The 24,899-nt window shown below is 70.2% G+C and carries 21 protein-coding genes; 11 read left to right on the top strand and 10 right to left on the bottom strand.

Going from position 1 to position 24,899, the window contains the following annotated elements; genetic code table 11:
- The first annotated feature begins 20 nt into the window (after nt 1-20).
- From J7I98_RS01310 to J7I98_RS01300, 3 genes are all read left to right on the top strand, one after another.
- Nucleotides 21-1,178 carry an acetyl-CoA C-acetyltransferase gene (locus J7I98_RS01310; RefSeq protein WP_214914745.1) on the top strand — a complete coding sequence of 386 codons (1,158 nt, stop codon included), beginning with the start codon at nt 21-23 and terminating at the stop codon, nt 1,176-1,178.
- Nucleotides 1,179-1,475: 297 nt separating this feature from the next.
- Entirely contained in the window at nt 1,476-1,679 is a 204-nt protein-coding gene (locus J7I98_RS01305) for a cold-shock protein (RefSeq protein WP_015607926.1), read from the top strand.
- A gap of 88 nt (nt 1,680-1,767) precedes the next feature.
- Nucleotides 1,768-3,498 carry a DEAD/DEAH box helicase gene (locus J7I98_RS01300; protein ID WP_214914742.1) on the top strand — a complete coding sequence of 577 codons (1,731 nt, stop codon included), beginning with the start codon at nt 1,768-1,770 and terminating at the stop codon, nt 3,496-3,498.
- 255 nt (nt 3,499-3,753) lie between these two features.
- On the opposite strand, the gene J7I98_RS01295 is transcribed toward J7I98_RS01300, so the two are convergent.
- Genes J7I98_RS01295 through J7I98_RS01275 form a run of 5 tightly spaced genes read right to left on the bottom strand, consistent with a single transcriptional unit; the run spans nt 3,754 to nt 8,135 of the window.
- Nucleotides 3,754-4,695 carry a tyrosine-protein phosphatase gene (locus J7I98_RS01295; protein WP_214914739.1) on the bottom strand — a complete coding sequence of 314 codons (942 nt, stop codon included), beginning with the start codon at nt 4,693-4,695 and terminating at the stop codon, nt 3,754-3,756.
- A 29-nt stretch (nt 4,696-4,724) separates the two neighbouring features.
- Complete coding sequence (locus J7I98_RS01290; protein WP_214915631.1) at nt 4,725-5,792, bottom strand: nitronate monooxygenase family protein; 1,068 nt, start codon at nt 5,790-5,792, stop codon at nt 4,725-4,727.
- A gap of 5 nt (nt 5,793-5,797) precedes the next feature.
- Nucleotides 5,798-6,541, bottom strand: a complete 744-nt coding sequence (locus tag J7I98_RS01285; RefSeq protein WP_214914736.1) for a CoA-transferase subunit beta — start codon at nt 6,539-6,541, stop codon at nt 5,798-5,800.
- Complete coding sequence (locus J7I98_RS01280) at nt 6,538-7,389, bottom strand: CoA transferase subunit A (RefSeq protein WP_214914733.1); 852 nt, start codon at nt 7,387-7,389, stop codon at nt 6,538-6,540. Before J7I98_RS01280 ends, J7I98_RS01285 begins: the two co-directional genes overlap by 4 nt.
- Nucleotides 7,386-8,135: an enoyl-CoA hydratase family protein gene (locus tag J7I98_RS01275; RefSeq protein WP_214914730.1), complete on the bottom strand. Its 750-nt coding sequence runs from the start codon at nt 8,133-8,135 to the stop codon at nt 7,386-7,388. The genes J7I98_RS01280 and J7I98_RS01275 overlap by 4 nt, the downstream gene beginning before the upstream one ends.
- Before the next feature lie 56 nt (nt 8,136-8,191).
- Here J7I98_RS01275 and J7I98_RS01270 point away from each other — a divergent pair, with 56 nt between their 5' ends.
- Both J7I98_RS01270 and J7I98_RS01265 read left to right on the top strand, forming a co-directional pair.
- Nucleotides 8,192-8,956 (top strand): SDR family oxidoreductase, encoded by a 765-nt coding sequence (locus J7I98_RS01270; protein WP_214914727.1) that lies wholly within the window; start codon nt 8,192-8,194, stop codon nt 8,954-8,956.
- Nucleotide 8,957: 1 nt separating this feature from the next.
- The gene (locus J7I98_RS01265; protein ID WP_214914725.1) at nt 8,958-9,869 is read left to right on the top strand and encodes an SDR family oxidoreductase; all 912 of its coding nucleotides are present in this window, start codon (nt 8,958-8,960) and stop codon (nt 9,867-9,869) included.
- Nucleotides 9,870-9,977: 108 nt separating this feature from the next.
- On the opposite strand, the gene J7I98_RS01260 is transcribed toward J7I98_RS01265, so the two are convergent.
- Complete coding sequence (locus J7I98_RS01260) at nt 9,978-10,166, bottom strand: hypothetical protein (RefSeq protein ID WP_214914711.1); 189 nt, start codon at nt 10,164-10,166, stop codon at nt 9,978-9,980.
- Between the two features lie 141 nt (nt 10,167-10,307).
- On the opposite strand from J7I98_RS01260, the gene J7I98_RS01255 reads away from it, so the two are divergent.
- Nucleotides 10,308-10,703, top strand: coding sequence for a ribonuclease domain-containing protein (locus J7I98_RS01255; protein ID WP_214914709.1), 396 nt, complete (start codon nt 10,308-10,310; stop codon nt 10,701-10,703).
- 33 nt (nt 10,704-10,736) lie between these two features.
- On the opposite strand, the gene J7I98_RS01250 is transcribed toward J7I98_RS01255, so the two are convergent.
- Nucleotides 10,737-12,257, bottom strand: coding sequence for an ankyrin repeat domain-containing protein (locus J7I98_RS01250; RefSeq protein WP_214914699.1), 1,521 nt, complete (start codon nt 12,255-12,257; stop codon nt 10,737-10,739).
- Between the two features lie 23 nt (nt 12,258-12,280).
- Nucleotides 12,281-13,174 (bottom strand): hypothetical protein, encoded by an 894-nt coding sequence (locus J7I98_RS01245; protein WP_374225051.1) that lies wholly within the window; start codon nt 13,172-13,174, stop codon nt 12,281-12,283.
- 257 nt (nt 13,175-13,431) lie between these two features.
- On the opposite strand from J7I98_RS01245, the gene J7I98_RS01240 reads away from it, so the two are divergent.
- Together J7I98_RS01240 and J7I98_RS01235 are read left to right on the top strand one after the other, a co-directional pair.
- Nucleotides 13,432-14,211, top strand: coding sequence for a trypsin-like serine protease (locus J7I98_RS01240; RefSeq protein ID WP_214914693.1), 780 nt, complete (start codon nt 13,432-13,434; stop codon nt 14,209-14,211).
- A gap of 134 nt (nt 14,212-14,345) precedes the next feature.
- Nucleotides 14,346-17,435, top strand: a complete 3,090-nt coding sequence (locus J7I98_RS01235) for an endo-alpha-N-acetylgalactosaminidase family protein (RefSeq protein WP_214914690.1) — start codon at nt 14,346-14,348, stop codon at nt 17,433-17,435.
- Between the two features lie 65 nt (nt 17,436-17,500).
- On the opposite strand, the gene J7I98_RS01230 is transcribed toward J7I98_RS01235, so the two are convergent.
- Nucleotides 17,501-18,703 carry a GDSL-type esterase/lipase family protein gene (locus J7I98_RS01230; RefSeq protein WP_308377648.1) on the bottom strand — a complete coding sequence of 401 codons (1,203 nt, stop codon included), beginning with the start codon at nt 18,701-18,703 and terminating at the stop codon, nt 17,501-17,503.
- Nucleotides 18,704-18,828: 125 nt separating this feature from the next.
- Nucleotides 18,829-20,706 carry a beta-galactosidase family protein gene (locus J7I98_RS01225; protein ID WP_214914684.1) on the bottom strand — a complete coding sequence of 626 codons (1,878 nt, stop codon included), beginning with the start codon at nt 20,704-20,706 and terminating at the stop codon, nt 18,829-18,831.
- Nucleotides 20,707-20,870: 164 nt separating this feature from the next.
- Here J7I98_RS01225 and J7I98_RS01220 point away from each other — a divergent pair, with 164 nt between their 5' ends.
- The 3 genes from J7I98_RS01220 (at nt 20,871) to pepN (ending at nt 24,692) form a co-directional block, all read left to right on the top strand.
- Nucleotides 20,871-21,758 carry an AraC family transcriptional regulator gene (locus J7I98_RS01220; RefSeq protein ID WP_214914676.1) on the top strand — a complete coding sequence of 296 codons (888 nt, stop codon included), beginning with the start codon at nt 20,871-20,873 and terminating at the stop codon, nt 21,756-21,758.
- Between the two features lie 11 nt (nt 21,759-21,769).
- Nucleotides 21,770-22,075, top strand: coding sequence for a chorismate mutase (locus J7I98_RS01215; RefSeq protein WP_214914674.1), 306 nt, complete (start codon nt 21,770-21,772; stop codon nt 22,073-22,075).
- A gap of 124 nt (nt 22,076-22,199) precedes the next feature.
- Nucleotides 22,200-24,692, top strand: a complete 2,493-nt coding sequence (gene pepN / locus J7I98_RS01210; protein ID WP_214914672.1) for an aminopeptidase N — start codon at nt 22,200-22,202, stop codon at nt 24,690-24,692.
- The last annotated feature ends 207 nt before the right edge of the window (nt 24,693-24,899 follow it).

Genomic DNA, 24,899 nt, shown 5'->3' with positions numbered 1-24,899 from the left:
ACGTACAAGGAGCAGCAGCTATGCCCGAGGCCTACATAGTCGAAGCGGTACGGACCCCTGTCGGCTGCCGGAAGGGAGGCCTCGCAGCCGTCCACCCGGCGGACCTCGGGGCCCACGTACTGAAGGCCCTCGTGTCCCGCTCCGGTATCGACCCCTCTGCCGTCGAGGACGTCGTCTTCGGCTGCCTCGACACAGTGGGCCCGCAAGCCGGTGACATCGCCCGTACGGCGTGGCTGGCCGCCGGGCTCCCCGAGGAGGTGCCCGGGGTCACGATCGACCGGCAGTGCGGCTCCTCCCAGCAGGCCGTGCACTTCGCGGCACAGGGCGTCCTGTCCGGCACGCAGGACCTGGTGGTCGCGGGCGGTACGCAGAACATGACGCAGGTCCCGATCGCCTTCGCGTCCAGGCAGGCGGCGGAGCCACTGGGCCTCACGGACGGCCCGTTCCTCGGCTCCGAGGGCTGGCGTGCGCGATACGGCGACGCACCCGTGAACCAGTTCCACGGCGCGCAGCTGATCGCCGAGAAGTGGGGGATCTCGCGCCGCGACATGGAGGAGTTCGCACTCCGCTCCCACCAGCGGGCGATCCGCGCGATCGACGAGGGCCGCTTCGAGCGCGAGACCGTCGCGTACGGCGACGTGAGGGCGGACGAGGGCCCGCGCCGCGACACGACCCTGGAGAAGATGGAGGCCCTCAAGCCGGTCATGGAGGGCGGCACGATCACCGCCGCCTGCTCCTCACAGGTCTCGGACGGCGCCGCGGCGATGCTGATCGCGTCCGAACGGGCCGTTGCCGAGCACGGATTGACGCCGCGCGCCCGCATCCACCACCTGTCGGTACGGGGCGAGGACCCGATCCGGATGCTGTCCGCCCCCATTCCTGCGACGGCGTACGCACTGAAGAAGGCCGGCATGTCGATCGGCGACATCGACCTGGTCGAGATCAACGAGGCGTTCGCCCCGGTGGTACTCGCATGGCTGAAGGAAACGGGCGCGGACCCGGACCGCGTCAACGTCAACGGCGGCGCCATCGCTCTCGGACACCCGCTGGGTGCGACCGGCGTGAAGCTGATGACGACGCTGCTGCACGAGCTGGAGCGGACGGGGGGCCGGTTCGGCCTCCAGACGATGTGCGAGGGCGGCGGCCAGGCGAACGTCACGATCATCGAGCGGCTGTAGCGCGCACTTGCGGTGTCCATGCCATGAATTCGGAATCGCCGGGAACGGGAAGTGGCGCGCGCATGAACGCCCCGCGCAGGCCACGATCTTCCTGCCGCGAAGGGCTGGCGCTTCGGCGCCATCGTGTTAGAGTAGGCGAGTTGCAGTTTTGGTACCCATAAACATTATGTGCGCCTGACGGGAATGCTTCCTCAGGCGCATTTTGTTTTCCGGTTCTCCGGATGGGGCTCATTGCGGCGACGTGGAATCCGTACAGTGCGGATTTCCGGATCTGCCCCAGTTTTTTAGGAGAATGACATGGCTACTGGAACCGTGAAGTGGTTCAACTCGGAAAAGGGCTTCGGCTTCATCGAGCAGGACGGTGGCGGCGCTGACGTCTTCGCCCACTACTCGAACATTGCCACCCAGGGCTTCCGTGAGCTCCAGGAGGGCCAGAAGGTCTCCTTCGACGTCACGCAGGGCCAGAAGGGCCCGCAGGCGGAGAACATCGTCCCGGCCTAATCAGCCGACGCGATACCTCGCCGGCCGGGGCCCGCACCGTGAAGGTGCGGGCCCCGGCTTGTGCTTGTCCTCAGGAAGGCAAACCCGAATGACCCGCTCCGAACGCCCCGCCGCCGCCCGCTCAGCACGTCCCGTCCGCAATCGCTCCGCACAGTCCCAGTCGCAGGCCCGCGGCAAAGCCCCCGCAAAGGGCAATGGCCGCCGGGCCACGCCTGTGCAGGGTGAATTCGCGATGCCGGAGACCATTACCCCGGCGCTGCCGGCCGTCGAGAGCTTCGCCGATCTCGACATGCCCGCAGCTCTGCTCAAGACGCTGGCGGCACAGGGTGTGACGGAGCCCTTCCCCATTCAGGGCGCGACCCTGCCGAACTCGCTCGCGGGCCGCGACATACTCGGCCGCGGGCGTACCGGATCCGGTAAGACCCTTGCCTTCGGTCTCGCACTGCTGGCGCGTACCGCCGGCCGGCGCTCCGAGCCGCGCATGCCGCTCGCGCTGGTCCTCGTACCCACGCGCGAGCTCGCGCAGCAGGTGACCGACGCCCTCACGCCGTACGCGACGGCCGTGAACCTGCGTCTCGCCACCGTCGTCGGCGGCCTGTCGATCACCAAGCAGTCGAACACGCTGCGCCGTGGCGCCGAGGTCCTCGTGGCCACTCCCGGCCGCCTCAAGGACCTCATCGAGCGCGGCGACTGCGACCTCGGCCAGGTGTCGATCACCGTCCTCGACGAGGCCGACCAGATGGCCGACATGGGCTTCCTTCCCCAGGTCACAGCGCTGCTCAAGCAGGTCGAGCCGGACGGGCAGCGGATGCTGTTCTCGGCGACCCTGGACCGTAACGTCGACCGGCTCGTCCGGATGTTCCTGACCGACCCCGTGGTCCACTCCGTCGACCCGTCGGCCGGTGCGGTGACCACGATGGAACACCACGTGCTGTACGTCGCCGACGAGACCGACAAGAAGGCCGTCGCCACGCGCATCGCGGCTCGCGAGGGCCGGGTGATCCTCTTCGTGGACACCAAGCGCGCGGCGGACCGGTTCGCCAAGCGGCTGCTGGCCAGCGGTGTGCACGCGGCGGCGCTGCACGGCGGCCGTTCGCAGCCGCAGCGCAACCGTACGCTCGACCAGTTCAAGACCGGGCAGATCACCGCGCTGGTGGCCACCAATGTCGCGGCCCGCGGCATTCACGTCGACTCCCTCGATCTCGTCGTCAACGTCGACCCGCCGACCGACCACAAGGATTACCTGCACCGTGGCGGCCGTACCGCCCGTGCGGGTGAGTCCGGCAGCGTGGTCACGCTCGTACTGCCCGACGAGAAGCGGGAGATGACCCGCTTGATGTCGGACGCGGGCATCGTCCCGCAGACCGCTAGGGTCAAGTCGAGCGACGACGAACTGACCCGGATCACCGGAGCACGCGAGCCTTCGGGGGTCGCCGTCGTGATCGAGGTCCCGCAGCAGCAGCAGGCTTCCGCAAAGCCGAAGCGCCGGGCGGCGCAGGGTGGTGGGCGCGGTGGCCGTACTCAGGGCGAGCGCGCCCAGACGGGCGGTCGTGGCCAGGGCGAGCGTGCCCAGGGCGGCGGCGGTCGCGGTCAGGGTGAGCGTGCGCAGGCTGGTGGTCGTACGCAGGGTGAGCGTGCGCAGGGCGGTGGCCGTGCGTCGGGCGAGCGTGCCCAGGCCGGCGGCCGTGCGTCGGGCGGCGTTCGCGCGCAGGGTGGCGGTCGTAGCCAGGGCGAGCGTGCGCCGGGCAGCCGTGGCCGTGGGCGGGGTGGCCGCTCTGGGAACGGTGCGCAGGGCGGAAGCCGTAGCGCTGCGGCGTAGCGCTGTGGGGCTTGTTTCCCCTACCCGCCCCTTCCCGTAACTGGGGGCAAGCCCCCAGCCCCCCCGGACGCCCTTCGGGGTCCCCCCGGACGAAGCCTGGGGCAGTGTCCTCAATCGCCGGACGGGCTGAATGTTCAGCCTCTCCGGCGTTTGAGGAGCGGGGTCTGGGGCGCCCCCCCCACGCGGCGGCAGCCGCGAAATGTCACAGCGGGAAGGGCGGGAAGGGAAAGCGCCGCAGGCACCAGCCCCGCACCCCTACGACCCCACCAGCCTCCCCCGGAGCTTCGCCAGCGTCCTGTAGTCCAGGCCCAGGCCCTCCCTGAGGTAGCCGTGGAGGCTGCCGTAGTCCTTCTCCATCTCGGCCAGCGCCGCACCCAGGTAGTCCGTACGGACCTCCTGGAGCGGGATCAGCAGGTCCGGGTTCTGCATCAGCCCGGACTGCTTCAGGCCCGCCCGGACCTTGGCGTCGTACGCCGCCCTGTAGTCGTTGGACGCCAAGTAGTCGCTCTCGGCCGTGCGCGAAGGGACGCCGAGCACGCGCAGCAGGACGTAACTCATCCAGCCGGTACGGTCCTTGCCCGACGTGCAGTGGTACAGCAGCGGCGAACGCCGGTCACCGTCTGTGATGTCGCGCAGAGTCTCCGCGAACCGGGCCCGGTTCTCCGGGTTCGTGACGAACGTCCGATAGACGTCCTTCATGAAGGCCTCCGCCTTGCCGCCGCCCAGCATCTCCTCCTGCTTGACCGGATCCCTGGAGCCGATGGCGGTCAACAACTGCGCGTACAGACCGTTGTCGGTGACCGGACGGGACGTCGCCGTGAGACCGGACGGCAGGCGGTCGGCGCCGTCGTACTGCACCTCCACAGGGACCCGGAAATCGATGACCTTCCCGAGGCCGAGGCGGCCGAGCGTGGTGACGTCCGCGTCCGTGAGCTTGCCGAGCGCGTCGGCGCGGTAGACCTGCCCGTAGCGGACAGTGTCCCCGTCGTACGTGCGATAGCCGCCCAGGTCGCGGACGTTGGTCGCCCCCTGTAGCTGGATCTGACGGACGCTGTCGCTGTGACGGTACGGATGGGTGGCGGCAGCGGCAACGGTGGCCTTCGCCGGGGACTCGGCCAGGGCTGCCGCAGGCAGGCCCCCGACGGCGAGCGCCGAGACGACCACTCCGGTCGCCAGACAGATTCGAGCACGGCTCATCTGGTCAACTCCTGTGAGGGAGAAGGGGATCACCCTGGTGTCGGCAGGGTGCCGAGCGCATGGATTCGTTCGAGCGTTTCGTTCGCCTCGGCCATGACCCGTGCCACCAGCTCCGCACAGGAGGGCAGATCGTCGATCAGCCCCGCCACCTGGCCGGACGCCATCACCCCGAGGTCGGTGCGGCCGTCGACCATGGACGCCTTGAGCAGCATCGGCGTGTTGGCGGCCAGCAGGACCTGACTCCAGCTGAGGTCCTTGCCGTGCTTCATGGCGAGGCCGTCACGGACCATCCCGGCCCAGCTCAGGCCGGAGATCTTCTTGAAACCGGCGGCCCGGCGCACGGCCTGCACCAGCGCCTTCGTACGTCCCGCCCGCTCAAGGGAGTCGACGAGTTCAGTACGGAGCATGCGGTGCGGGAGGCCGTCGACGGCCCTGGTGACCGTGACCTCCTTGACGCTCGCCGCCAGGTACTTCGCCTTCACCGCGTCCGGGACAGTCGAATCGGACGTAAGGAGGAAGCGGGTCCCCATGCCGATGCCCGCCGCGCCGTACGCGAGCGCCGCGACCAGTCCCCGCCCGTCGTAGAAGCCGCCCGCAGCGATGACAGGGATGCCCACCGCGTCGACGACCTGGGGGAGCAGCACAGTGGTTGCGACTTCGCCCGTGTGGCCGCCGCCCTCACCGCCCTGGACCATGACCGCGTCCGCGCCCCAGTCCGCCACCTTCTCGGCATGACGGCGTGCCCCGATGGAGGGGATGACGACGACGCCCGAGTCCTTGAGCTCCGCGATCAGGTCTCTGGACGGGGCGAGCGCGAAGGAGGCGACCTTCACGCCCTCCTCGACGACGATCCGTACACGCTCTCGCGCATCCCCCGCATCGGCGCGCAGATTGACCCCGAAAGGGGCGTCCGTACGGGACTTGACCTCGCGTACGGCGCGGCGTAACTGCTCGGTGCTCATCGTCGCGGAGGCGAGGATTCCGAGGGCTCCCGCGCGGGCGGCCGCCGATACGAGACGGGGGCCCGCGACCCAGCCCATACCGGTCTGGACAAGGGGGTATTTGACGCCGACAAGGCGGGTGAGTGCCGTCTCCATCTCCATCAGGCCCTGACCTCACGGTCGCGCACGCCCCCGGGGTCGATGACCTCACGGATCAGGCGGAGCTCCTCGGCGGTCGGCTCCCGGGTGTACGGGACGTCGTCGGGGATCACGAGGGCGAATCCGGTGCAGTCGCGGACCTCTTCGACGGTGGCGCCGGGGTGGAGGGACGCAAGCCGCATGGAGTGGCCCGGGGTCGAGAAGTCGAAGACGCCGAGGTTGCTGACAACGCGCGGGATGCGGTGAAAGCGGGTAGCGGAGGGCCCTGCGGCGGCCGCGCTGTCGTAACCGACCCCGCAGATCATGTCGACCTTCTCCACGAAGACCCGGGCGGAGTGCTTCGGGACCCAGTAACTGGTCGGATTGTTGAGCGTGTTGACCGGAGCGCCCCGTACGCCGAGGAGCTGGCGGGTGGGCTGTGACCAGTCGCCGATGCAGGAGATGTTCTGGTTGCCGAAGCGGTCGATCTGGCTTGCGCCCATCATGACGTGGCGCTTGCCGCCGCTGACCATGGTGAGGTGCTGGCGGTACGGCAGCCAGCCTTCCGGCGTCCCGTCGAGACCGACGAGCATCGCCTCGCCGTCCGTGAGGAGGAGGTCGGGGGAGAAGGTGCGCTTGGCGAGGCGCGCGCCGAACGCGGGGATCGTACCCATGGGACTGGCGAGGACCTCGCCGTTGTCGCGCCATGCGTCGGCGCAGGCGATCAGGCAGTACTCGGCGCGGCTGACCGTCGTCGCGGTGGTCACTTCTGCTCCTCGTGCCAGGTCTGTACGGCGGACTGGTAGGCCTTCTCGTCGCCGCCCGACAGGAAGCGCTCGGCGAACTCCGGCCAGGGAGTCGTCGCGTACGCCTTCTGAAAGGCCTCGTCCCGGTCGTAGTCGGGGGCACAGGAGGTGAAGTGCGCGCCGTTCGGGGTCTCGATCACGCCGGTGACGGAGTGGCGTTTGAGGAGGAGGGTCTGCGGGGCGGCGGTCTTCGTCAGCTCGGCGGTCTCGACCAGCTGCTCGCAGGAGACGTACGCCGCGTCCGCCGCCTCGCAGAAGAGGTCGTCGAAGTAGGGGTCGGGCCCCAGGTACTGCCCGTTGCCGAGGCGGTCGGCGCGGTTCATGTGGACAAGAGCGGCGTCCATGTGCAGGGCCGGCATCGCGACGAACCGCTCCCCGTCCCCGTACGGCGAAGTGACCGTCTTCAGGGACGGGTTGACCCGCATCACGTCGGAGCCGATTCCGGCGCGTACGGGAAGGAACGGCAGCCGGTTCACGGCGGCGTGCAGCCCCCACATGAACATCGCCTCGTCGATCTCCATGAGCTCGACCGCGCCGCTCTGGCGGGCGGTACGGAAGTGCGGTTCGAGGGGGATCGAGTCGAGTGTGGTGAAGGCCGCGACCACCTTGCGGACCTTGCCGACGGCGACGAGGAGGCCGACGTCCGGGCCGCCGTACGAGATCACGGTGAGGTCCGTGAGACCGGAGCGGAGGATCGCGCGGACGAGGGCCATGGGTTTGCGGCGCGAGCCCCAGCCGCCGATGCCGAGGGTCATGCCGCTGCGGAGGTGGGCGACGACCTGCTCCGGGGTCATGGTCTTGTCGGTCACTTCCCGGCCTCCTTGCCGAAGGTGTTACGGACACGGTCGGCGACGCCGCCGAGGTTGGCCTCGAAGGTGAAGCCCTGCTCGAAGCGGTAGCTGCGGCGTACGTCGACGGGGTCGATGCCGTTGATGGCGGCCTTGGCCAGCCGGATGAGGCAGCCGTCCTTCTGCGCGATCTCGCGGGCCAGGCCCATGGCCGCGTCGTGGAGTTCGTCGCGCGGGACGACTTTCCAGACGGAGCCGTGGGCGTGGAGTTCGGCGGCGGTGGCGGTGCGCGAGGTGTAGTACAGCGTGCGCATGAGGTGCTGCGGGACGAGGCGTGCGAGGTGGGTGGCGGCGCCCAGCGCGCCCCGGTCCAGCTCCGGCAGGCCGAAGGTGGCGTCGTCGGACGCGACGATCGCGTCGGCGTTGCCGACCAGGCCGATGCCGCCGCCGAGGCAGAAGCCGCCCACTGCCGCGACGACGGGGACCTCGCACTCGTAGACGGCGGCGAAGGCCTCGGCGCAGCCGCGGTTGGCGCCGATGAGGGAGGCGTGGCCTGGGTCGCGCTGCAATTCCTTGATGTCGACGCCGGCGTTGAAGCCGCGGCCCTCGGCGGCGAGGACGACGCAGCGGACCTCTGGGTCGCGACCGGCCCCGCGGATGGCGTCGGCGAGGTCGTACCAGCCCTGTACGGGAAGTGCGTTGACGGGCGGGAAGTCGACCGTAACGACGGAAATGCCCTTGTCCGGGCTTGCGGTGGAGACACCCATGGACGGATCAGCTACCTTTCCACCAAACATTTGTTAGGCAGGGAAGGTAGCAGCGAATGCAACTGGACGGGAGGGTCGTCGTCGTGACAGGCGGCACCCGCGGCGTCGGTGCCGGAATCGCCCGCGCGTTCCTCGCCGCCGGGGCGCGGGTGGTGGTCTGCGCCCGCCGTCCCCCGGAGGAGCCGGTGGAAGTGGGCGGCCTGGAGGCCGAGTTCCGGCCCGTCGACCTGCGGGACCCGGCGGCCGTACGGGCCTTCTTCGCCGACGCGGTGGATGCGTACGGGCGGCTGGACGCGCTGGTCAACAACGCGGGCGGGACGCCGTACCGGTTGCTGGGAGAGGGCGAGGCCGAGCGGCACGCGCGGGTGGTCGAGCTCAACCTGGTCGCGCCGATGAACGCCTCACTGGCCGCGTACGAGCACCTTCGGGCGGCCGGCGGGGCAGTCGTGATGGTCGGCAGCGTCAGCGGGACGCGGCCTTCGCCGGGCACGGCGGCGTACGGGGCGGCCAAAGCGGGGCTGGAGAATCTGGCGCGGTCCATGGCGGTGGAGTGGGCACCGGATGTCCGGGTGAACACGCTGGTCCTCGGCATGGTCCGTACCGAGCTGTCGCATCTGCACTACGGAGACGAGGGTGGAGTCGCGGCGGTCGGCCGGACCGTACCGCTGGGGCGGCTCGCCGAACCCTCGGAGGTCGGTGACGCCGCCGTCTTCCTGGCCTCCGAGCGGGCCGCGTACATCACGGGCGCCTCGCTGCTCGTGCACGGGGGTGGGGAGCGCCCCGCTTTCCTCGACGCCGCAACTGCCAATAAGGAGACGTGAGATGACGGGAATCTGCGACGGACGTGTGGTCATTGTGACGGGCGCGGGGCGGGGACTCGGACGGGCCCATGCGCTGGCCTTCGCGGCGGAGGGCGCGAAGGTGGTCGTCAACGACCTGGGGGTCGGACTCGACGGCGCGGGGATGTCCTCGGGCCCCGCCCAGCAGGTCGTCGACGAGATCACCGCCGCCGGGGGCGAGGCGGTCGCGCACGGCGGCGACATCGCTACGACGGACGGGGCATCCTCGCTGGTCACGGCGGCGGTGGAGACCTTCGGGCGGCTCGACACCCTGGTCAACAACGCGGGCTTTCTGCGTGACCGGATGCTGGTCAACCTGGACGAGGACGACTGGGACGCGGTCATGCGGGTGCACCTGAAGGGGCACTTTCTGCCGCTGAAGCACGCGACGGCGCACTGGCGGGCGGAGGCGAAGGCGGGGCGGCCGGTGGACGCGCGGGTCGTCAACACCAGCTCGGGGGCCGGCCTGTTGGGCAGCGTCGGGCAGGGTAACTACTCCGCGGCCAAGGCCGGGATCGTCGGTCTGACGCTGGTCGCCGCGGCGGAGATGGGGCGGTACGGGGTCCAGGTCAACGCGATAGCGCCGGCCGCCCGGACCCGCATGACCGAGCAGACCTTCGCCGAAACGATGACGGCGCCGGGGGAGGGGCAGTTCGACGCCATGGCCCCCGAGAACGTCTCGCCACTCGTCGTGTGGCTCGGGTCGGCGGCGAGCGCGGGCGTGACCGGGCGGGTCTTCGAGGCGGAGGCGGGCCGCATCACGGTCATGGAGGGCTGGCGAGCGGGGCCGACCGCGGACAAGGGGGCGCGGTGGGCGCCGGCGGAGGCGGGGGAGGCGGCACTGAAACTGCTGGCGGACGCGGGGCCGGTACGGGCGGTGTACGGGGCGGGGTGACGGGGGCGCGCTTGGGTGCGGGGGTGCTGAGAGGGGGCGGAGAGTGCCACTGGGGGCTGAGGGGCTGGGGAGCGCTGCTGGGGGGCGCTGGAGCGCTCCGAGAGCGCTTCACGCGCTGACGTGCTGGACGTGCAGAAGTGCTTCACGTGCTGGATGTGCAGACGTGCTGGCTGCGCAGACGCGCTTCACGCGCTTCACGCGCTTCACGCGCTTCACGCGCTTCACGCGCTTCACGCGCTTCACGCGCTTCACGCGCTTCACGCGCTTCACGCGCTTCACGCGCTTCACGCGCTTCACGCGCTCGACGCGCTCGACGCGCTCGCCATGCCGGACATGCCGCGCGGCGTATCCCCCCGCCCTCCGGTCAGGTTAACGCACGGAAAATTCACGGGAGTTGGCATTGACGCGCCATGCTCTACGCGCGTCATCATGGTGCCCATGCGGATCCCCCCACGAATCTCCGTCATCAGCGGCATCGCCGCTCTCGTCTCTACCCTCATCGTCGGCGGCCCGGTAACGGCCGTCGCAAGTGCCGCCCCCGTACCCGCGGTTGGCGACATCTGTTACTCCGCCCTGCCGTCCCAGGCGCACGACACCCTCGACCTCATAGAGGCCGGCGGGCCCTTCCCGTACGAACAGGACGGGACCGTCTTCCAGAACCGCGAGCAGCTCCTGCCGAACCAGAACGCCGGGTACTACCACGAGTACACCGTCATCACGCCGGGCTCCCCCACCCGCGGCGCGCGCCGCATTGTCACCGGCGACTCGGCACAGGAGGACTACTACACGGCCGATCACTACGCGTCGTTCGACCTCGTCGACTACGACTGCTGAACGGCTCCTGCCCGCACTTCCTCCACTCCACTGTCAGCGGTGGCGCGGCGGCGTCTGCTCCAACTGACGCCTCACCGTCTCGTCCGTCACGTGTTCGAGCGCCTCCGCGGCAGTGGAGTAGGCGTACCCCTCCGGGTCCTCGTGGGCGAGCAGGCGTGCCAGCGCCTCCACCGCGCGCGGATCCTGGCGTGCCGCCAGGCCACGGGCCGCCTCCGCCGCCGTGTCCGGGTCGCGGTCCTCCAGACGTGCCGCCAGGGCCTCGCGGATCTCCGGGGTGTCGGCCTCGATGCCGGCCAGCGCCATCGTCGCCCAGTCCCGTACCTCGTCGTCGGTGTCGCGGCTGAGCGCGATCAGGGCCGCCGCACCCTCGTCGTGGCCGGCGGGGACGAGGCCGACGAGGGAGATCGCCACCCGGTGGCGCACCTCCGTGTCGGGGTGATCCGCGTGGCGAAGAATCTCCGGCAGCGCGGCCGGGGCGGCGTGGTGCCCCAGCCCCAGGACGGCCGCCTGGATCAGCTCGGGGTCCTCCGCCTCGCGCGCCAGCTGCCGCAGCAGCGGCAGGGCGCGGGCGGCGAAGGGCTTGCCGTCCTGCTCGAAACCGAGCTGCGCCAGTACGTCGGCGGCGAAGGCCTGCCGCAACGGTTCTCCGCTCGTGCACCAAGCGGCCGCCGCCTGGAACGTCTCCTCGTCACCGCGCCGCCACAGCGCGGCCAGCGCCTCCATCCAGTCGTCCCGGTCGGGGTCCGCGCCGCGCAGGGCCCGCTCGGCGAGCTCCTCGAAGGGGGTACGGATGCCGAGCTCCTGCTCCAGGAGGGTGACGATCGCGGCGTGCCCGGTCTGCCGCTCCTTGCCGGCCCGCGGCACGCCGTCCTGGACGAGCTCGACCACGACCGTTACGCCGCCGTCCTCCACGATGCGGCGGGTGACGGTCTCGACCTTCGCGCCACCGCTCCCGTCCCCGGCTCCGAAGGACTTCAGCAGCTCCTCGCGCAGCTCCTGCTCCACGTCTACTTCGAGCCATCGCCGCGCCTCCGCCAGCGCCTCCTCGCGCGCGGACGCGCCGTGCCGCAGCAGGGCCCGTACGGTCTCGGTGGATCCACGGTGCGCCGCGACCACCAGGGGCGGCTCGGTGCCGGGTCCCGGCAGGTCGGGGTCCGCGCCGTACTCCAAAAGCGCCTCCACGGTGTCCGAGTTTCCCTGCCGTACGGCCCAGGCCATGGCGGTGAACTCGAACTCCTCGCGCAGATCCGGCGTCGCGCCCGCCGAGAGCAGCGCCTCCACGACCTCCGTATGGCCGCCCACCGCGGCGCCGCACAGCGGCAGGTCACCGGCTTCCGGACCGCTAGCCCGGTCGGGGTCGGCACCCGCGGCGAGCAGCAGCCGTACGATGCTGGGCCGGTTCTGCATGGCCGCCTCGTAGAGCGGGGTCGTGCCCTCTTCGTCGGGGGTCTCCGGCGAGATGCCCGACCGCAGTAGCCGTACGACGGCATCGTCCTCGCTGTTGTACACCGCTTCGACCAGGGCCTGCGCGTCCGCTGTCGGATCATTCGTCATGCTTCGACCCTACGTGTGCCCCTTCACGTATCGCATTCGAGAATCGTCCGGCACAGGGCGCACCGGACCCGCGCCCGGCCGCTTACCGGGACACGGATGCGCTGGTGGCAGGTCGGGCAGGGGAAGGAGACGCGCAGCGGCTCGCGGCCGCCGCCCTCGAAGGCGTACGAGAAGCCGGGGTCGGTCCGGCCGCCGTTCTCCTGGGCATACCGCCGCTCCTTGGCGTACCGGCGGCGGCCCGCCCAGCCCGCGGCCGTGAGCGGCGGCTGCCGCTCGTCACGGCGGGCCTGCGCCAGGCCCTTGGTGTACGCCGTGTACGCCTGCGCGCTGGTGAACCAGGGCGCCGGGTCCTCGCCGAAGGCGATCGCCCGCTTCGCCAGGACGTAACCGAACTCCTCCGGCGTCAGATAGCCGAGCTTCTGGCTGGACGCGCCGTCCTCGCGGAAGGCGTCGAGCAGCAGCCAGCCCGCGCCCAGATACGTCGTCACGGTGTCGGTCAGGATCTCGTTGTCGCGGGTGCCGGCGAAGGCGAGGTCGAGCCGGTGCAGCAGGACGTGGGTGATCTCGTGGGCGAGGGCGGCCCCGATGTCGTTGCGGTGGGTCCTGAAACGTGAGTTGAGCTCGATGAAGTACTCGGGACCGGCGGCGAGCTCCACGCTCGCGGCGTGCTCCATCTCGCGGAAGCTCACGATCATGCGGGCGTCCGGCAGATGCAGATGGTGGACGAGGGCGCGCGCCACGCGCTGGGTGCCGAGGTGGAGATCGTCCTGGTCGGAGAAGGCGACGTCGACGGGGAAGACGCTCGGGGCGTAGGTGTGCACGCCGTCGTACGAGAGCCGTTTGTGGAGCGCCGTGAGGGCGGACCGCACGGTGGTCAGGTGCGGAAAGCCGTGCACGACCGCGCTGTCGCCACTCACGCCCGCACTCACCCCCACACGTCCTCACACGACGGTGAACAGATCTCCACTGTAAGCGGATCCGGCGGACCGCGGTGCGGATGAATACGGCCTCGGTGTGGCGGGTGTGGCTGGAAGCGTCCCTTGTCGTCCGGGCGGGCAACTCCACATAATCCAACGGCGAGTTGACGGGCTCATGCCATTGGTGTGCCGGTGTGGTGGCCGTCGTGCGCGCGCACAGCAGCAAGCCAGCGAAACCCCCCACGAAAGGCAGTTCGTTGAAGAACCTTCTGCGTGTCCTCAAGAGATGTGCGGCCGCCAGTGCCGTGGCCCTCGCCGCGATCAGCCTCCAGCCCGCGGGCGCATCCACCGCCTCCGCCGCACCGCCGCCCGTCGTCGGCGGAACCCAGGCCGCCCAGGGTGAATTCCCGTTCATGGTCCGGCTCTCCATGGGCTGCGGCGGCGCGCTCTACGCCAAGGACATCGTCCTGACCGCCGCCCACTGCGTGGACGGCTCGGGCAACAACACGAGCATCACCGCCACCGCCGGAGTGGTCGACCTCCAGAGCCCGAGCGCCATCAAGGTCAAGTCCACCAAGGTCCTTCAGGCACCCGGCTACAACGGCACCGGCAAGGACTGGGCGCTGATCAAGCTCGCCAAGCCGATCGACCTGCCCACCCTGAAGATCGCCGACACGACGGCGTACAACAAGGGCACCTTCACCGTGGCCGGCTGGGGCGCCAACCGCGAGGGCGGCAGCCAGCAGCGCTACATGCTCAAGGCCCAGGTCCCGTTCGTCTCCGACACCAGCTGCAAGCGGTCGTACTCCGACCTCGTGGCGGGCGAGGAGATCTGCGCCGGCTTCACCCAGGGCGGTGTCGACACGTGCCAGGGCGACTCGGGCGGCCCCATGTTCCGCAAGGACAACAACAACGCCTGGATCCAGGTCGGGATAGTCAGCTGGGGCAATGGCTGCGCACGCCCCAACTACCCCGGTGTGTACACCGAGGTGTCGACCTTCGCCGCGGCCATCAAGTCGGCTGCCGCAGGTCTCTGACCCTCGCATGAGCGGTGAAGGGGCGGGCGTCGGACGCGTTAGTCCAACACCCGCCCCTTCTTTGTCCATAGGCCCCCTCGCACCACGCGGCGCATCGTGACGGTCACGGTTAACCGTCACCAGGAGGAGCGAGCGTGGATTCGTACGTACAGGGCCGTGGGCCGAGTCGCAGGACCGTGACGACTGCCACCGCACTGATCGGACTCGGCGCGGTCGTGGCCACACCGGGCGCCGCGTTCGGCGCCGCGTCGTCGGGAGCGGCCGGAGCCGCCGGGACAGTGACAGTGCTGCGCTCCCGTGAGCTGGAGGTGCGCGTCGACCCCGGCTTCCCGCGCATCGTCTCGTACACCGATCGGTATACCGGCGCGAAGCTGTACGGGCAGGAGGATCCGGTCACCTCGGTACTGATCGACGGAACCGCCCGTACGCCCCGGGTGACCGCCCGCGCCGACGGCGACCGCATCGCGTACGTCCTGGCCTTCGAGGGCGGCACCGAGATCCATGCGGAGATCCGGGTCACCGGCCGCCAGGTCGACTGGCGGGTCACCAGGATCGCCGACACGGCCGCACTGCCCGTCGGCACCCTCCAGATCCCCTCCCTGGCCTTCCTGTCGGTACGCAGCGACCAGCCCGGCGCCGCCCTGCTCGCCGCGAGGATCCAGCTGGACAAGTCCAAGAGTGGCGACACCCTCGTCAAGGTCGCCCCGGACACGGCCACCGAGGCGGCGACCGGCTGTGCGTACGCCGTCGTCGCGCACGACAGGCTGGGCGGGGCGCTGGAGACCAACACGTCGTACGACAAGCCCGACAGCGCGGCCGGGACCACCTGGGAGAACGGCCGCCTGTGGCGTACCACTGTCCGCACGGACGGCTACGTAAAGGCGCAACTGGCGTGCGGCCAGTGGACCCACCGGGCCGCGACCGCGCCCGCCGGTGCCACCGAACCCCTCCCGTACGCCACCGTGATCATCACCGGTGACCGCAACGGCGACGGCGTCGTCGACTGGCAGGACGCAGCCATCGCCTTCCGCGACATCATGGTCACCCCGCTGGGCGCGGACGAACAGCACCTGCGCGTCGTCCCGCACATCCCCTTCAATTTCGCCAGCCAGGCCACCAACCCCTTCCTCGCCACGCTCGACAACGTCAAGCGGATCTCTCTCGCGACGGACGGACTGCGCCAGTACACGCTGCTCAAGGGCTATCAGTCGGAGGGACACGACTCCGCCCACCCCGACTACGCGGGCAACCACAACAAGCGCGCGGGCGGGCTCGACGACCTCAACACCCTCGTCAGGGAGGGCAGGAAGTGGGGGAGCGACTTCGGCGTACATGTGAACGCCACCGAGTCCTACCCCGTCGCCAACGCCTTCTCCGAGACCCTCGTCGACAAGGCGAACGAGCAGTGGGACTGGCTCGACCAGAGCTACCGCATCGACCAGCGGCGCGACCTGGTCTCCGGCGACATCGTGAAGCGCTTCAAGGACCTGCGCGACGAGACCGATCCTGCCCTCAACATGCTCTACATCGACGTGTTCCGCGAGTCCGGCTGGACCTCGGACCGGCTCCAGCGGGCACTGCGCGAGCAGGGCTGGCAGATCACCACCGAGTGGGGACACGGCCTGGAGCGCTCGTCCCTGTGGTCGCACTGGGCCACCGAGGTCGACTACGGCGGCGACACCTCACGCGGCATCAACTCCCAGCTGATCCGCTTCATCCGCAACCACCAGAAGGACGTCTTCGCCGACAAGTGGCCGACTCTGCTCGGCATTCCGCGCACCGGGAACTTCGAGGGCTGGGTCAACAAGACCGACTGGAACACCTTCCACCAGCTGATCTGGACCGACAGCCTGCCCGCCAAGTACCTCCAGGCGTACCCGGTGAAGACATGGGGCGCACACGAGATCACCTTCTTCGGGCCGACCAGGACGGTGGTGGGCGACGCGGACGGCACCCGGCGCATCACCACCGACGGACGGCTCGTATACGACGGCGGCCGCTATCTCCTGCCGTGGGAGCCGCGCAGAGCCACGGACCCGGCGAAGCTCTACCACTACAACCCGGCGGGCGGCAGCAGCAGCTGGCAGCTGCCGCGCGGCTGGGCGGGCTCGTCGAAGGTGGCGCTGTACAAGCTCACCGACCAGGGCCGGGTGTACGTCCGCGAGCTGCCGGTCCGCTCCGGCAAGGTCACCGTCGACGCCGAGGCGAAGCAGCCGTACGTCCTCTACCGCACCCAGGTGCCGGCGCCCGGTGCCCCGGACTGGGGGCAGGCCACCCCGTTGCACGACCCGGGCTTCAACTCCGGCTCCCTGGAGGGGTGGACGGTCAGCGGTCCCGCCTCGGTGGAGCTGAGCCGGATCGGCGACTACGAGCTGGTCATCGGCGCCGGCGGGGCGGCAGCCGTCGGCCAGCGCCTCGTGCGCCTCGCGCCCGGGACGTACGCCGCCTCCGTACAGGTCGAGGTGGGGGCGAAGGCGGGCGAGCGGCGACGGGCCGCGCTCACGGTACGGACCGCCGACGGAGCCACGGCAGAGAACTGGACCGATACGTCCACGGCCGTCAACCTCGTCGCCGCCGACCGTAAGCACGACACCCGCTTCCAGCGGATGTTCACGTACTTCACCGTGCCGGAGGGCGGGGGCCCGGTCGACCTCACTCTGCGGGCCGAGGCGGGCGACGCGCGGGTGCGCTTCGACAACGTACGGATCGTCGCCGCAACGCGGTCCACCAAGGCCGGCACGGTGGCCTTCGAGGACTTCCAGCACGTGCCGCAGGGGTGGGGCGTATTTGTGAAGGGCGACGCGGGCGGCTCCACCGACCCGCGCACCCACATCGCGCAACGGCATGCCCCCTTCACGCAGCGCGGCTGGAACGGCAAGGCGATCGACGACGTCATCGACGGCTCCGAATCGCTCAAGTCGCGCGGCGAGAACAAGGGCCTGGTCTACCGGACTGTGCAGCACACCGTCCGCTTCGAGGCGGGCAAGCGCTACGGGGTGTCCTTCCGCTACGAGAACGAGAAGGCCGGGCAGTACGCCTGGATCACGGGAGTGGACGACCGGGACCTGTCCAGCGTGCTGTTGCCGATAGCGACGGAACCCACCGTGTTCTCCTACGAGTTCACGGCAGCCCCGAAGGGTGAGCCATGGGTCGGCCTGCGGAAGGTGGGCGACGACGGGGTGGCGGAGTTCGTACTGGACACCTTCGAGGTACGAGAGCGGTAGCTCGCGGCCGGAGCGGCCACGCCCCCGGGACAGGGGGCGTGGCGTCGGCTATGTGCGGGCCGGTGTCAGGAGACCGCCGTCAGGTACATCCCGGATGCGCCGGAGCCCGCCGTGTTGCGGCAGGTGTAGTTGCCGGTCGGCTTGGCGTAGATCAGGGCGAGGCAGCGGCCCTGACCGAGCTGTCCGAAGTAATTGGGGTGCACGGACTCCTGTACGGGGCCCTGGGTTCCGTTGCTGTCGATCCAGCGCGCCCACTCGCTGGTCGTCGCCGACGCCGGCTGCGTGGCACTCACCTGCTTCGCTGCCTTGGCGCAGACCTCGCGGCCCTGCAGCATGTCGCGAAGGTCCAGGAACTGTGCCCCCTTGGCGGCGGCGACGCCCTTGAGACGGTTGGCGATCTGCGGGACGAGTGAGTCGCGCGCCCAGTCGGAGTCCTTGTTCCAGAACGGGCAGCCGCCGGTGTTCGTGCGGCTCCAGCCGGACTCGGCATAGCGGTTGTCGGCGGCGCGCGGGATGGGGGAGGGGTAGGACTGCAGGACGATGCGGTAGTCGGCGGCCGCATAGCCGGCGCCGGACATCACCGCGCGTATCTCGTCGATCGACTTGCCGACATTCGCCATCGCCGTGTCGATCTTCGCGTCCACGGCCTGCTGCTGGTCGTCGTGGCAGTACGAGTACCAGACGATGTAGTCCGTCGCGCAGCTCGTGATGATGTCGGCGAAGCCGAGGTCGTTGCCGCCGATCGACAGTGCGATCGTCTTGACGTTGTTCGCGGCGGCGACGGCCGCGAGCTGGTCGGCCTGCGGGGCCTCGCCCTTGTACGACTGGCCGCCGTTCGAGGACCGGAAGACGTTCGCGGTGGTGGCGCCCGAGCAGGCGATGTTGACCAGCGCCTGCGTGGTGCCGGTGGCGCTGCGTACCTCGGCGGAGTCGGAACGGTGGCAGCCGTTCGCGGCCGTCGTGCCGTACACCCGGCTCGGGTCGTATCCGCTGCCGGTCCAGGCCCGGTCGGTGCCGTCACGACTGCCGCTGTTGGTGAGGCTGTTGCCCTGCCAGCGGCCGGCCTCCCCGGAGATGTAGCTGTCGCCCATGGAGACGATCGCGGTGGGCCCGGAGGTGGGGCTGGCGGCCGAGGTGCCTGCGCCCGTGGTGACCAGGGCGGTGAGGGCGAGTGCCGCGGCGGCGAGGCAGCGGCTCTTGCTGCGGCTCTTGCTGCGGCTCGGTCTGAGTGGGCCGGAGGTGCGTGTGGACGTGCGGAATCCGGTCACGACGGAACTCCTGCGGTCGGCCATGCCTGGCGGTATGGCGTGTCGATGAGGGTGGGCCGCCGGCCGGTGGCATGCGGAATCTGACACGCCGCGGTTTGTTACCGCTAGGTAGCTGCACGTCTCGGTTATGTCACGTCGCCGAGCGCGGAGCTGGGCTTGCTGCCGGGGGTGGGGGGCGGGGTGGGGTGCTCGCTCAGCTCCACGCGGCCGCCGCCCCCGCCTTCCAGTTCCAGGACCCAGAGCTCGTTCACGCCCTCGCGCAGCACAGGACCGGGTACGTACAACGATTTCTGCGGCCCGGCAGCCCAGTACCGCCCCAGACAGAAGCCGTTCACCCAGACGAAGCCCCGCTCCCAGCCCGGCAGCACGACCGACGCATCCCCCACGCCACGAACCTGGAACACGCCCCGGTAAAGCCCGCCTGTACCGGCGTCTGGAGCGGCCTCTGTACCGGCGCCCGCCCCCGCACCTTCCTCCAGCGTCCGGAAGGCCACTTTCGCCACCGCGCCCGCGTCGTCGAATGCGCCCAGGCTCAGCCCCCGGGCCCGTACGCCGTGCACGTACTGCCGCTCGTGCAGTACGCCGCCCGTGATGCCCTTCGGCTCGCCGAAACGGGGCCCGTAGTTGACCCGGCCCAGCGACTCCACCCACAGCTCCACCGAAGCGGGCCCCGCCACCGGCTCCTCCAGCGCCGTATACGACCCGGCCCCGGCCTCCCCGGTCAGTACGCCCGCCCGCACCCCGTCGACGTACACCACAGCCCGGTCCCGCAGGCCCGTCACACCCAGCGGGTACGCCTGCCGCGGCCCCGGCACGTCAAGGCGGTAGCGGACCAGCCCCCGGTCCACGCCCAGCTCCTCGAACGTCGCCGGCATCGCGCCCTCCGTCTCCGTACCCCCGAGCACCTCGATGACGTCACCGAGCGGCGCCCACCCGGTGAACTCCACCCGGGCCGGCTCACCCAGCGAGGGGGGCGCGGGCGGCACGTCGGGCAGCGGGGCGTCTTCGGCGCCGTCCCGGTGGAGCGCCAGGATGCCCCGGAACAGCCAGAACTTCTCCGTGGGGCGGCCGTACTCGTCGATCGGCGCGTCGTAGTCGTACGACGTGACAGTCGGCCGGAGCTCCCCGTCGTGCAGAACCCCGGACCGGTTCGCCCCCGACCAGCCCGCGAAATTCGTGCCCCCGTGTGCCATATAGATGTTGACGGAGGCACCGCACTCGAGGATCTCGTGCAGCGTGGCCGCCGCGTCGGCGGCATCCCGTACGACATGCTCCGAGCCCCAGTGATCGAACCAGCCGCACCAGAACTCCATGCACATCAGCGGCCCCGACGGTTGATGCCGCCGCAGCGCATCGAAGCCCTCCCGCGCCCCCGAACCGAAGTTGGCCGTCGCCGGCACCCCCGGCACCGAACCGCCGCTCAGCATGTGGTCCTCGGGCCCGTCGGAGGTGAACAGCGCCGCCGTGACACCGCACTCGCGCAGCAGCCCCGTCAGACGCCGCAGATAGACCTGGTCGGAGCCGTAACTGCCGTACTCGTTCTCGACCTGGACCATGATCACCGGGCCGCCCCGGTCGATCTGCCGCTCCACCACCTGCGGCAGCAACACCCCGAACCACCGCTCCACATGCGCCAGATACTCCGCGTCGCGCGTCCGTACCCGCGTACCCAGCGGCCCTGTCAGCCAGTGCGGCAGCCCACCGTTCTCCCATTCGGCGCAGATGTACGGACCCGGGCGCACGATCGCCCACAGCCCCGCCTCCCGCGCCGCGTCCAGGAACCGGCCGAGCGCCTCCACATCACGGAACCGGCCAGGCTCCGGCTCATGCAGATTCCACGGGACGTACGTCTCCACACAGTTGAGCCCCATCGCCCGAAGCATCGCGAGCCGGTGCCCCCACTGCCCCTCATGCACCCGGAAATAGTGCAACGCCCCCGACAGTAGCCGCACCGGCCGCCCGTCCAGCAGAAAATCCGTCTCACCCACCGTGAAGTCAGCCACGGTCCCCGCCTCTCGCTCCACCAACAGCGTCTCCACTTCACCCTCTGGCGGCAGAGCGGTCCATGGACAAAGATCAGCGCTGTTTGGACGCAACGGAACGCCGGCGAAAGCCAACGGGACGCCACCTGAATGCCACCCGGGCGAGCGGGAAGGAAGAAAAGCGGATGTATCACACCTGGATGCGCTATTTCACCCCCAGCCCCGCCCACCACCGCCTCGGCCTGGTCTGCCTCGGTGTGGGCCTCCAGCACGGCACACTGCCCACCGTCGGCCCACGCACCCTCGACCACCACGTTGCTGTCGTCGTCAGCGCCGGCAGCGGCTGGTTCCGCGGCGCGGACGGGCGCCGTACCGCAGTCACCGCACCCGCACTGATCTGGCTCATACCCGGCACCCCGCACCACTACGGGCCCGACCCGGCCACCGGCTGGGACGAGAGCTTCGTCGACTTCACCGGCCCGGCCACCGCGACGTACACCGAGCTCGGCTACATAGAACCCGACCGCCCCGTCGTCCCCCTCGCCGACACCGCCGCCGCCCGCGCCGCCGTCGGCCGCATCGCCCGCGCCGCACGCCGGGGCAACCCCCTCCTCGAAGTCGAGACCGGCGCCGCCGTCCACGAACTCCTCGTCGCCCTGCGCCGCGCCCGCGCCGACGTCGGAGCCGACGGAGACCCCGTACTCCAAGCCCTCGCCCGCGACGCCTTCCAGCCCCTGACCGTCGCCGAACACGCCGCCCGCCACGGCATGACCCCCGCCGAACTGCGCGCCGCCGTACGCCGCGGTGCCGGTTGCAGCCCCAAGGACTACCTCCTCGGCATCCGCCTCGGCCGCGCCAAGGAACTCCTCGCCGCCACGGAACTCCCCGTCGCGGCCGTCGCCCGCCGCGTCGGCTACGACGACCCTGCGTACTTCTCCCGCCTCTTCACCCGCCGCGTCGGCATGGCCCCCGTCCGCTTCCGCGCACAGCAGGGACGCACCGTCCACGGCGGCTGGAGCCACCAGATCCCAGATCCCGAACACCCGCCCACCATCGCGACGGGACCGACGTAAGCTCCCTGACCATGACCTCCAGCGAAATCGACGAGTCCGTCATCGCCGAACTGAGCCGGCTGCGCGACAGCATCGACAACATCGACGCCGCCGTTGTCCACATGCTCGCCGAGCGCTTCAAATGCACCCAGCAGGTCGGCCACCTCAAAGCACAGCACAAACTCCCCCCGGCCGACCCGGCCCGCGAGGCCCGCCAGATCGTCCGCCTGCGCGAACTGGCCGAGAACGCCAAACTGGACCCGGCATTCGCGGAGAAACTGCTCAATTTCATCATTGCGGAGGTCATCCGCCACCACGAAACGATCGCGAAGTCATAGATCCCGGCCCCTGACCGGCGCACCCGGGGGGGCCGGAACGGGACATGCACCGCCACTGCCCGGCCGAGAGACCGCGTACACACGCCCGCTGTGCCACGCGCAAGCCATCAGGCAGCATGTCCCCATGTCCGTACTGACGCGCGACGAAGCGCAGACCCGAGCCCAGCTCCTCGAAGTCCACCGGTACACGATCGAACTCGATCTCACCCGCGGCGACGAGACCTTCGACTCCCGCACCGTCATCCAGTTCTCCGCACACACCGCCGGGGACACCTTCGTCGAGCTCAAGCCCGCCGCCCTGCGCAACGTCACTCTCGACGGACAGCCGCTCGACCCCGAAGCGCTCGTCGAAAACCGCCTCGCCCTCACCGGACTCACCCCGGGCGAACACGAGCTGCGCATCGAAGCCGACATGCACTACTCTCGCACCGGCGAAGGCATGCACCGCTTCACCGACCCCACCGACGGCGAAACGTACGTCTACACCCAGCTCTTCATGGAAGACGTCCAGCGCGTCTTCGCCGCCTTCGACCAGCCCGACCTCAAGGCCGTCTTCGCCCTGACCGTCACCGCCCCCGAAGGCTGGACCGTCCTCGGCAACGGCAACGCCGAACACCACGGCGCAGGCCGCTGGACACTCGCCCCGACCCCCCTCATCTCCACCTACCTCGTCGCCGTCGCCGCAGGCCCCTGGCACTCCGTACGCACCGAACACCGCGGCCTGCCCTTCGGCATCCACTGCCGCCGCTCCCTCGCGCCGTACATGAACATCGACGCCGACGAAATCCTCGACATCACCCGCGCCTGCTACGACCGCTACCACGAGAAGTTCGAAGAGCCCTACCCCTTCGACTCCTACGACCAGGCCTTCGTCCCCGAATTCAACGCGGGCGCCATGGAAAACCCCGGCCTCGTCACCTTCCGCGACGAATTCATCTACCGCTCCGCCGTCACCGACACCGAACGCCAGACCCGCGCCATGGTCATCTCCCACGAGATGGCCCACATGTGGTTCGGCGACCTCGTCACCCTCCAGTGGTGGGACGACATCTGGCTCAACGAGTCCTTCGCCGAATACATGGGCTACCAGACCCTCACCGAAGCCACCCGCTTCACTGACACCTGGACCGACTTCGCCGTCGCCCGCAAGGGCTGGGGATACGACGCCGACCAACGCCCCTCCACCCACCCCGTCGCCCCCGACCCGGACGCCGTCCCCGACACCGCGTCCGCCATGCTCAACTTCGACGGCATCTCCTACGCCAAAGGCGCCTCCGCCCTCCGCCAGCTCGTCGCCTGGCTCGGCGAAAAGGACTTCCTGGCCGGCATCAACACCCACTTCGCCCGCCACAAGTTCGCCAACGCCACCCTCGCCGACTTCATCGACAACCTCGCCTCCGCCACCGACCGCGACGTCCACGCCTGGGCCGAGCAGTGGCTGCGCACCACCGGCGTCGACACCCTCACCCCCCGGCCCGTCGAATCCGAGGGCTACTGGCACCTCACCGTCGACCAGGACGGCAACCGCCCCCACCGCATCGCCGTCGGCGCCTACGACCACGACATGGTCGACGGCCAAACTCTCGTCCTGCGCGAACGATTCGAAATCGACGTACCCCAGGGCGAGTCCGTGACCGTACGCCCCGGCCGCCGCCCCGCCCTCGTCGTCCTCAACGACGGCGACCTCACCTACGCCAAGATCCGCCTCGACGACGCATCCGAGGAACGGGTACTGCGCACCCTCTCCGGCGTCCCCGACCCCCTCACCCGCGCTGTCGTATGGAACTGCCTGCGCGACATGGTCCGCGACGGCGAACTCGAACCCGCCGCCTACCTGGCCACCGCCGGCGCCCACCTCCCGCACGAGACGGACCTCGCCATCGTCCAGGGCGTCCTCGGCTTCGCCGCCACCCAGATCACCGACCGCTACCTCGACGCCACCGAGCGCCCCGCCGCCCTCGCCACCCTCACCTCCATCTGCCGCGACCTCATCCGCCGCACAGAGGACGGCAACGCACCGGGCCTGCGCCTCACCGCTGTACGCCACTTCATCGACGCCGCCACCCAGCCCGAAGCCATCCACGACTGGCTCACCTCCGGCAGCATCCCCGGCGGCCCCGAACTCGACCCCGAACTGCGCTGGCGCATCCTGCGCCGCCTCGCCGTCCTCGGCGCCACCGACGAAACCGCCATCGCCGCCGAACTCGACCGCGACCCCAGTGCCACCGGCCAGGAAGGCGCCGCCCGCTGCCGCGCCGCGCTCCCGGACGCCGCGACCAAAGCCGCCGCCTGGGCCCGCATGTTCGAGGACGACACCCTCTCCAACTACCTCTTCACCGCCACGGCCCAGGGCTTCTGGCAGCCCGAACAGGCTGATCTCGTACGGCCCTACGTCACCCGCTACTACCGCGACGCGACCGCGGTCGCCGACCGCCGAGGCCCTGCCATCGCCGAAGCAGCAGGCCGCTACGCATTCCCCGCGTTCGCCGTCGACCCGGAATCCCTGTGCCACGGCGAGGACTTCGTACGCGACAACGAACTGATCCCGGCCCTGCACCGCAAACTCGCAGACCAACTCGACGACCTGCGTCGCGCGCTGGCGGTACGGGGGCACTGACACGCCCTAGAGGCCCGGACCCTTTCCCCACCCCGCCCCTTCCCGGCTGCACCATTGGGCGGCTCCGCCGCGTGAGGGGCAAGCCCCCAGACCCCCAGGGGCTGGATTACCAGCCCCTGGGGGTCCCCTGGACGTAGTCCTGGGGAGTTCGAGGAGCGGGGTCCGGTGCCGAGCCCCCACGCGGCGGCAGCCGCAAAAATGTCACAG

Source organism: Streptomyces sp. ISL-98, from assembly GCF_018614055.1.
Classification (GTDB): Bacteria; Actinomycetota; Actinomycetes; order Streptomycetales; family Streptomycetaceae; genus Streptomyces; species Streptomyces spiramyceticus.
This window is presented reverse-complemented; position numbering and strand designations above follow the sequence as displayed.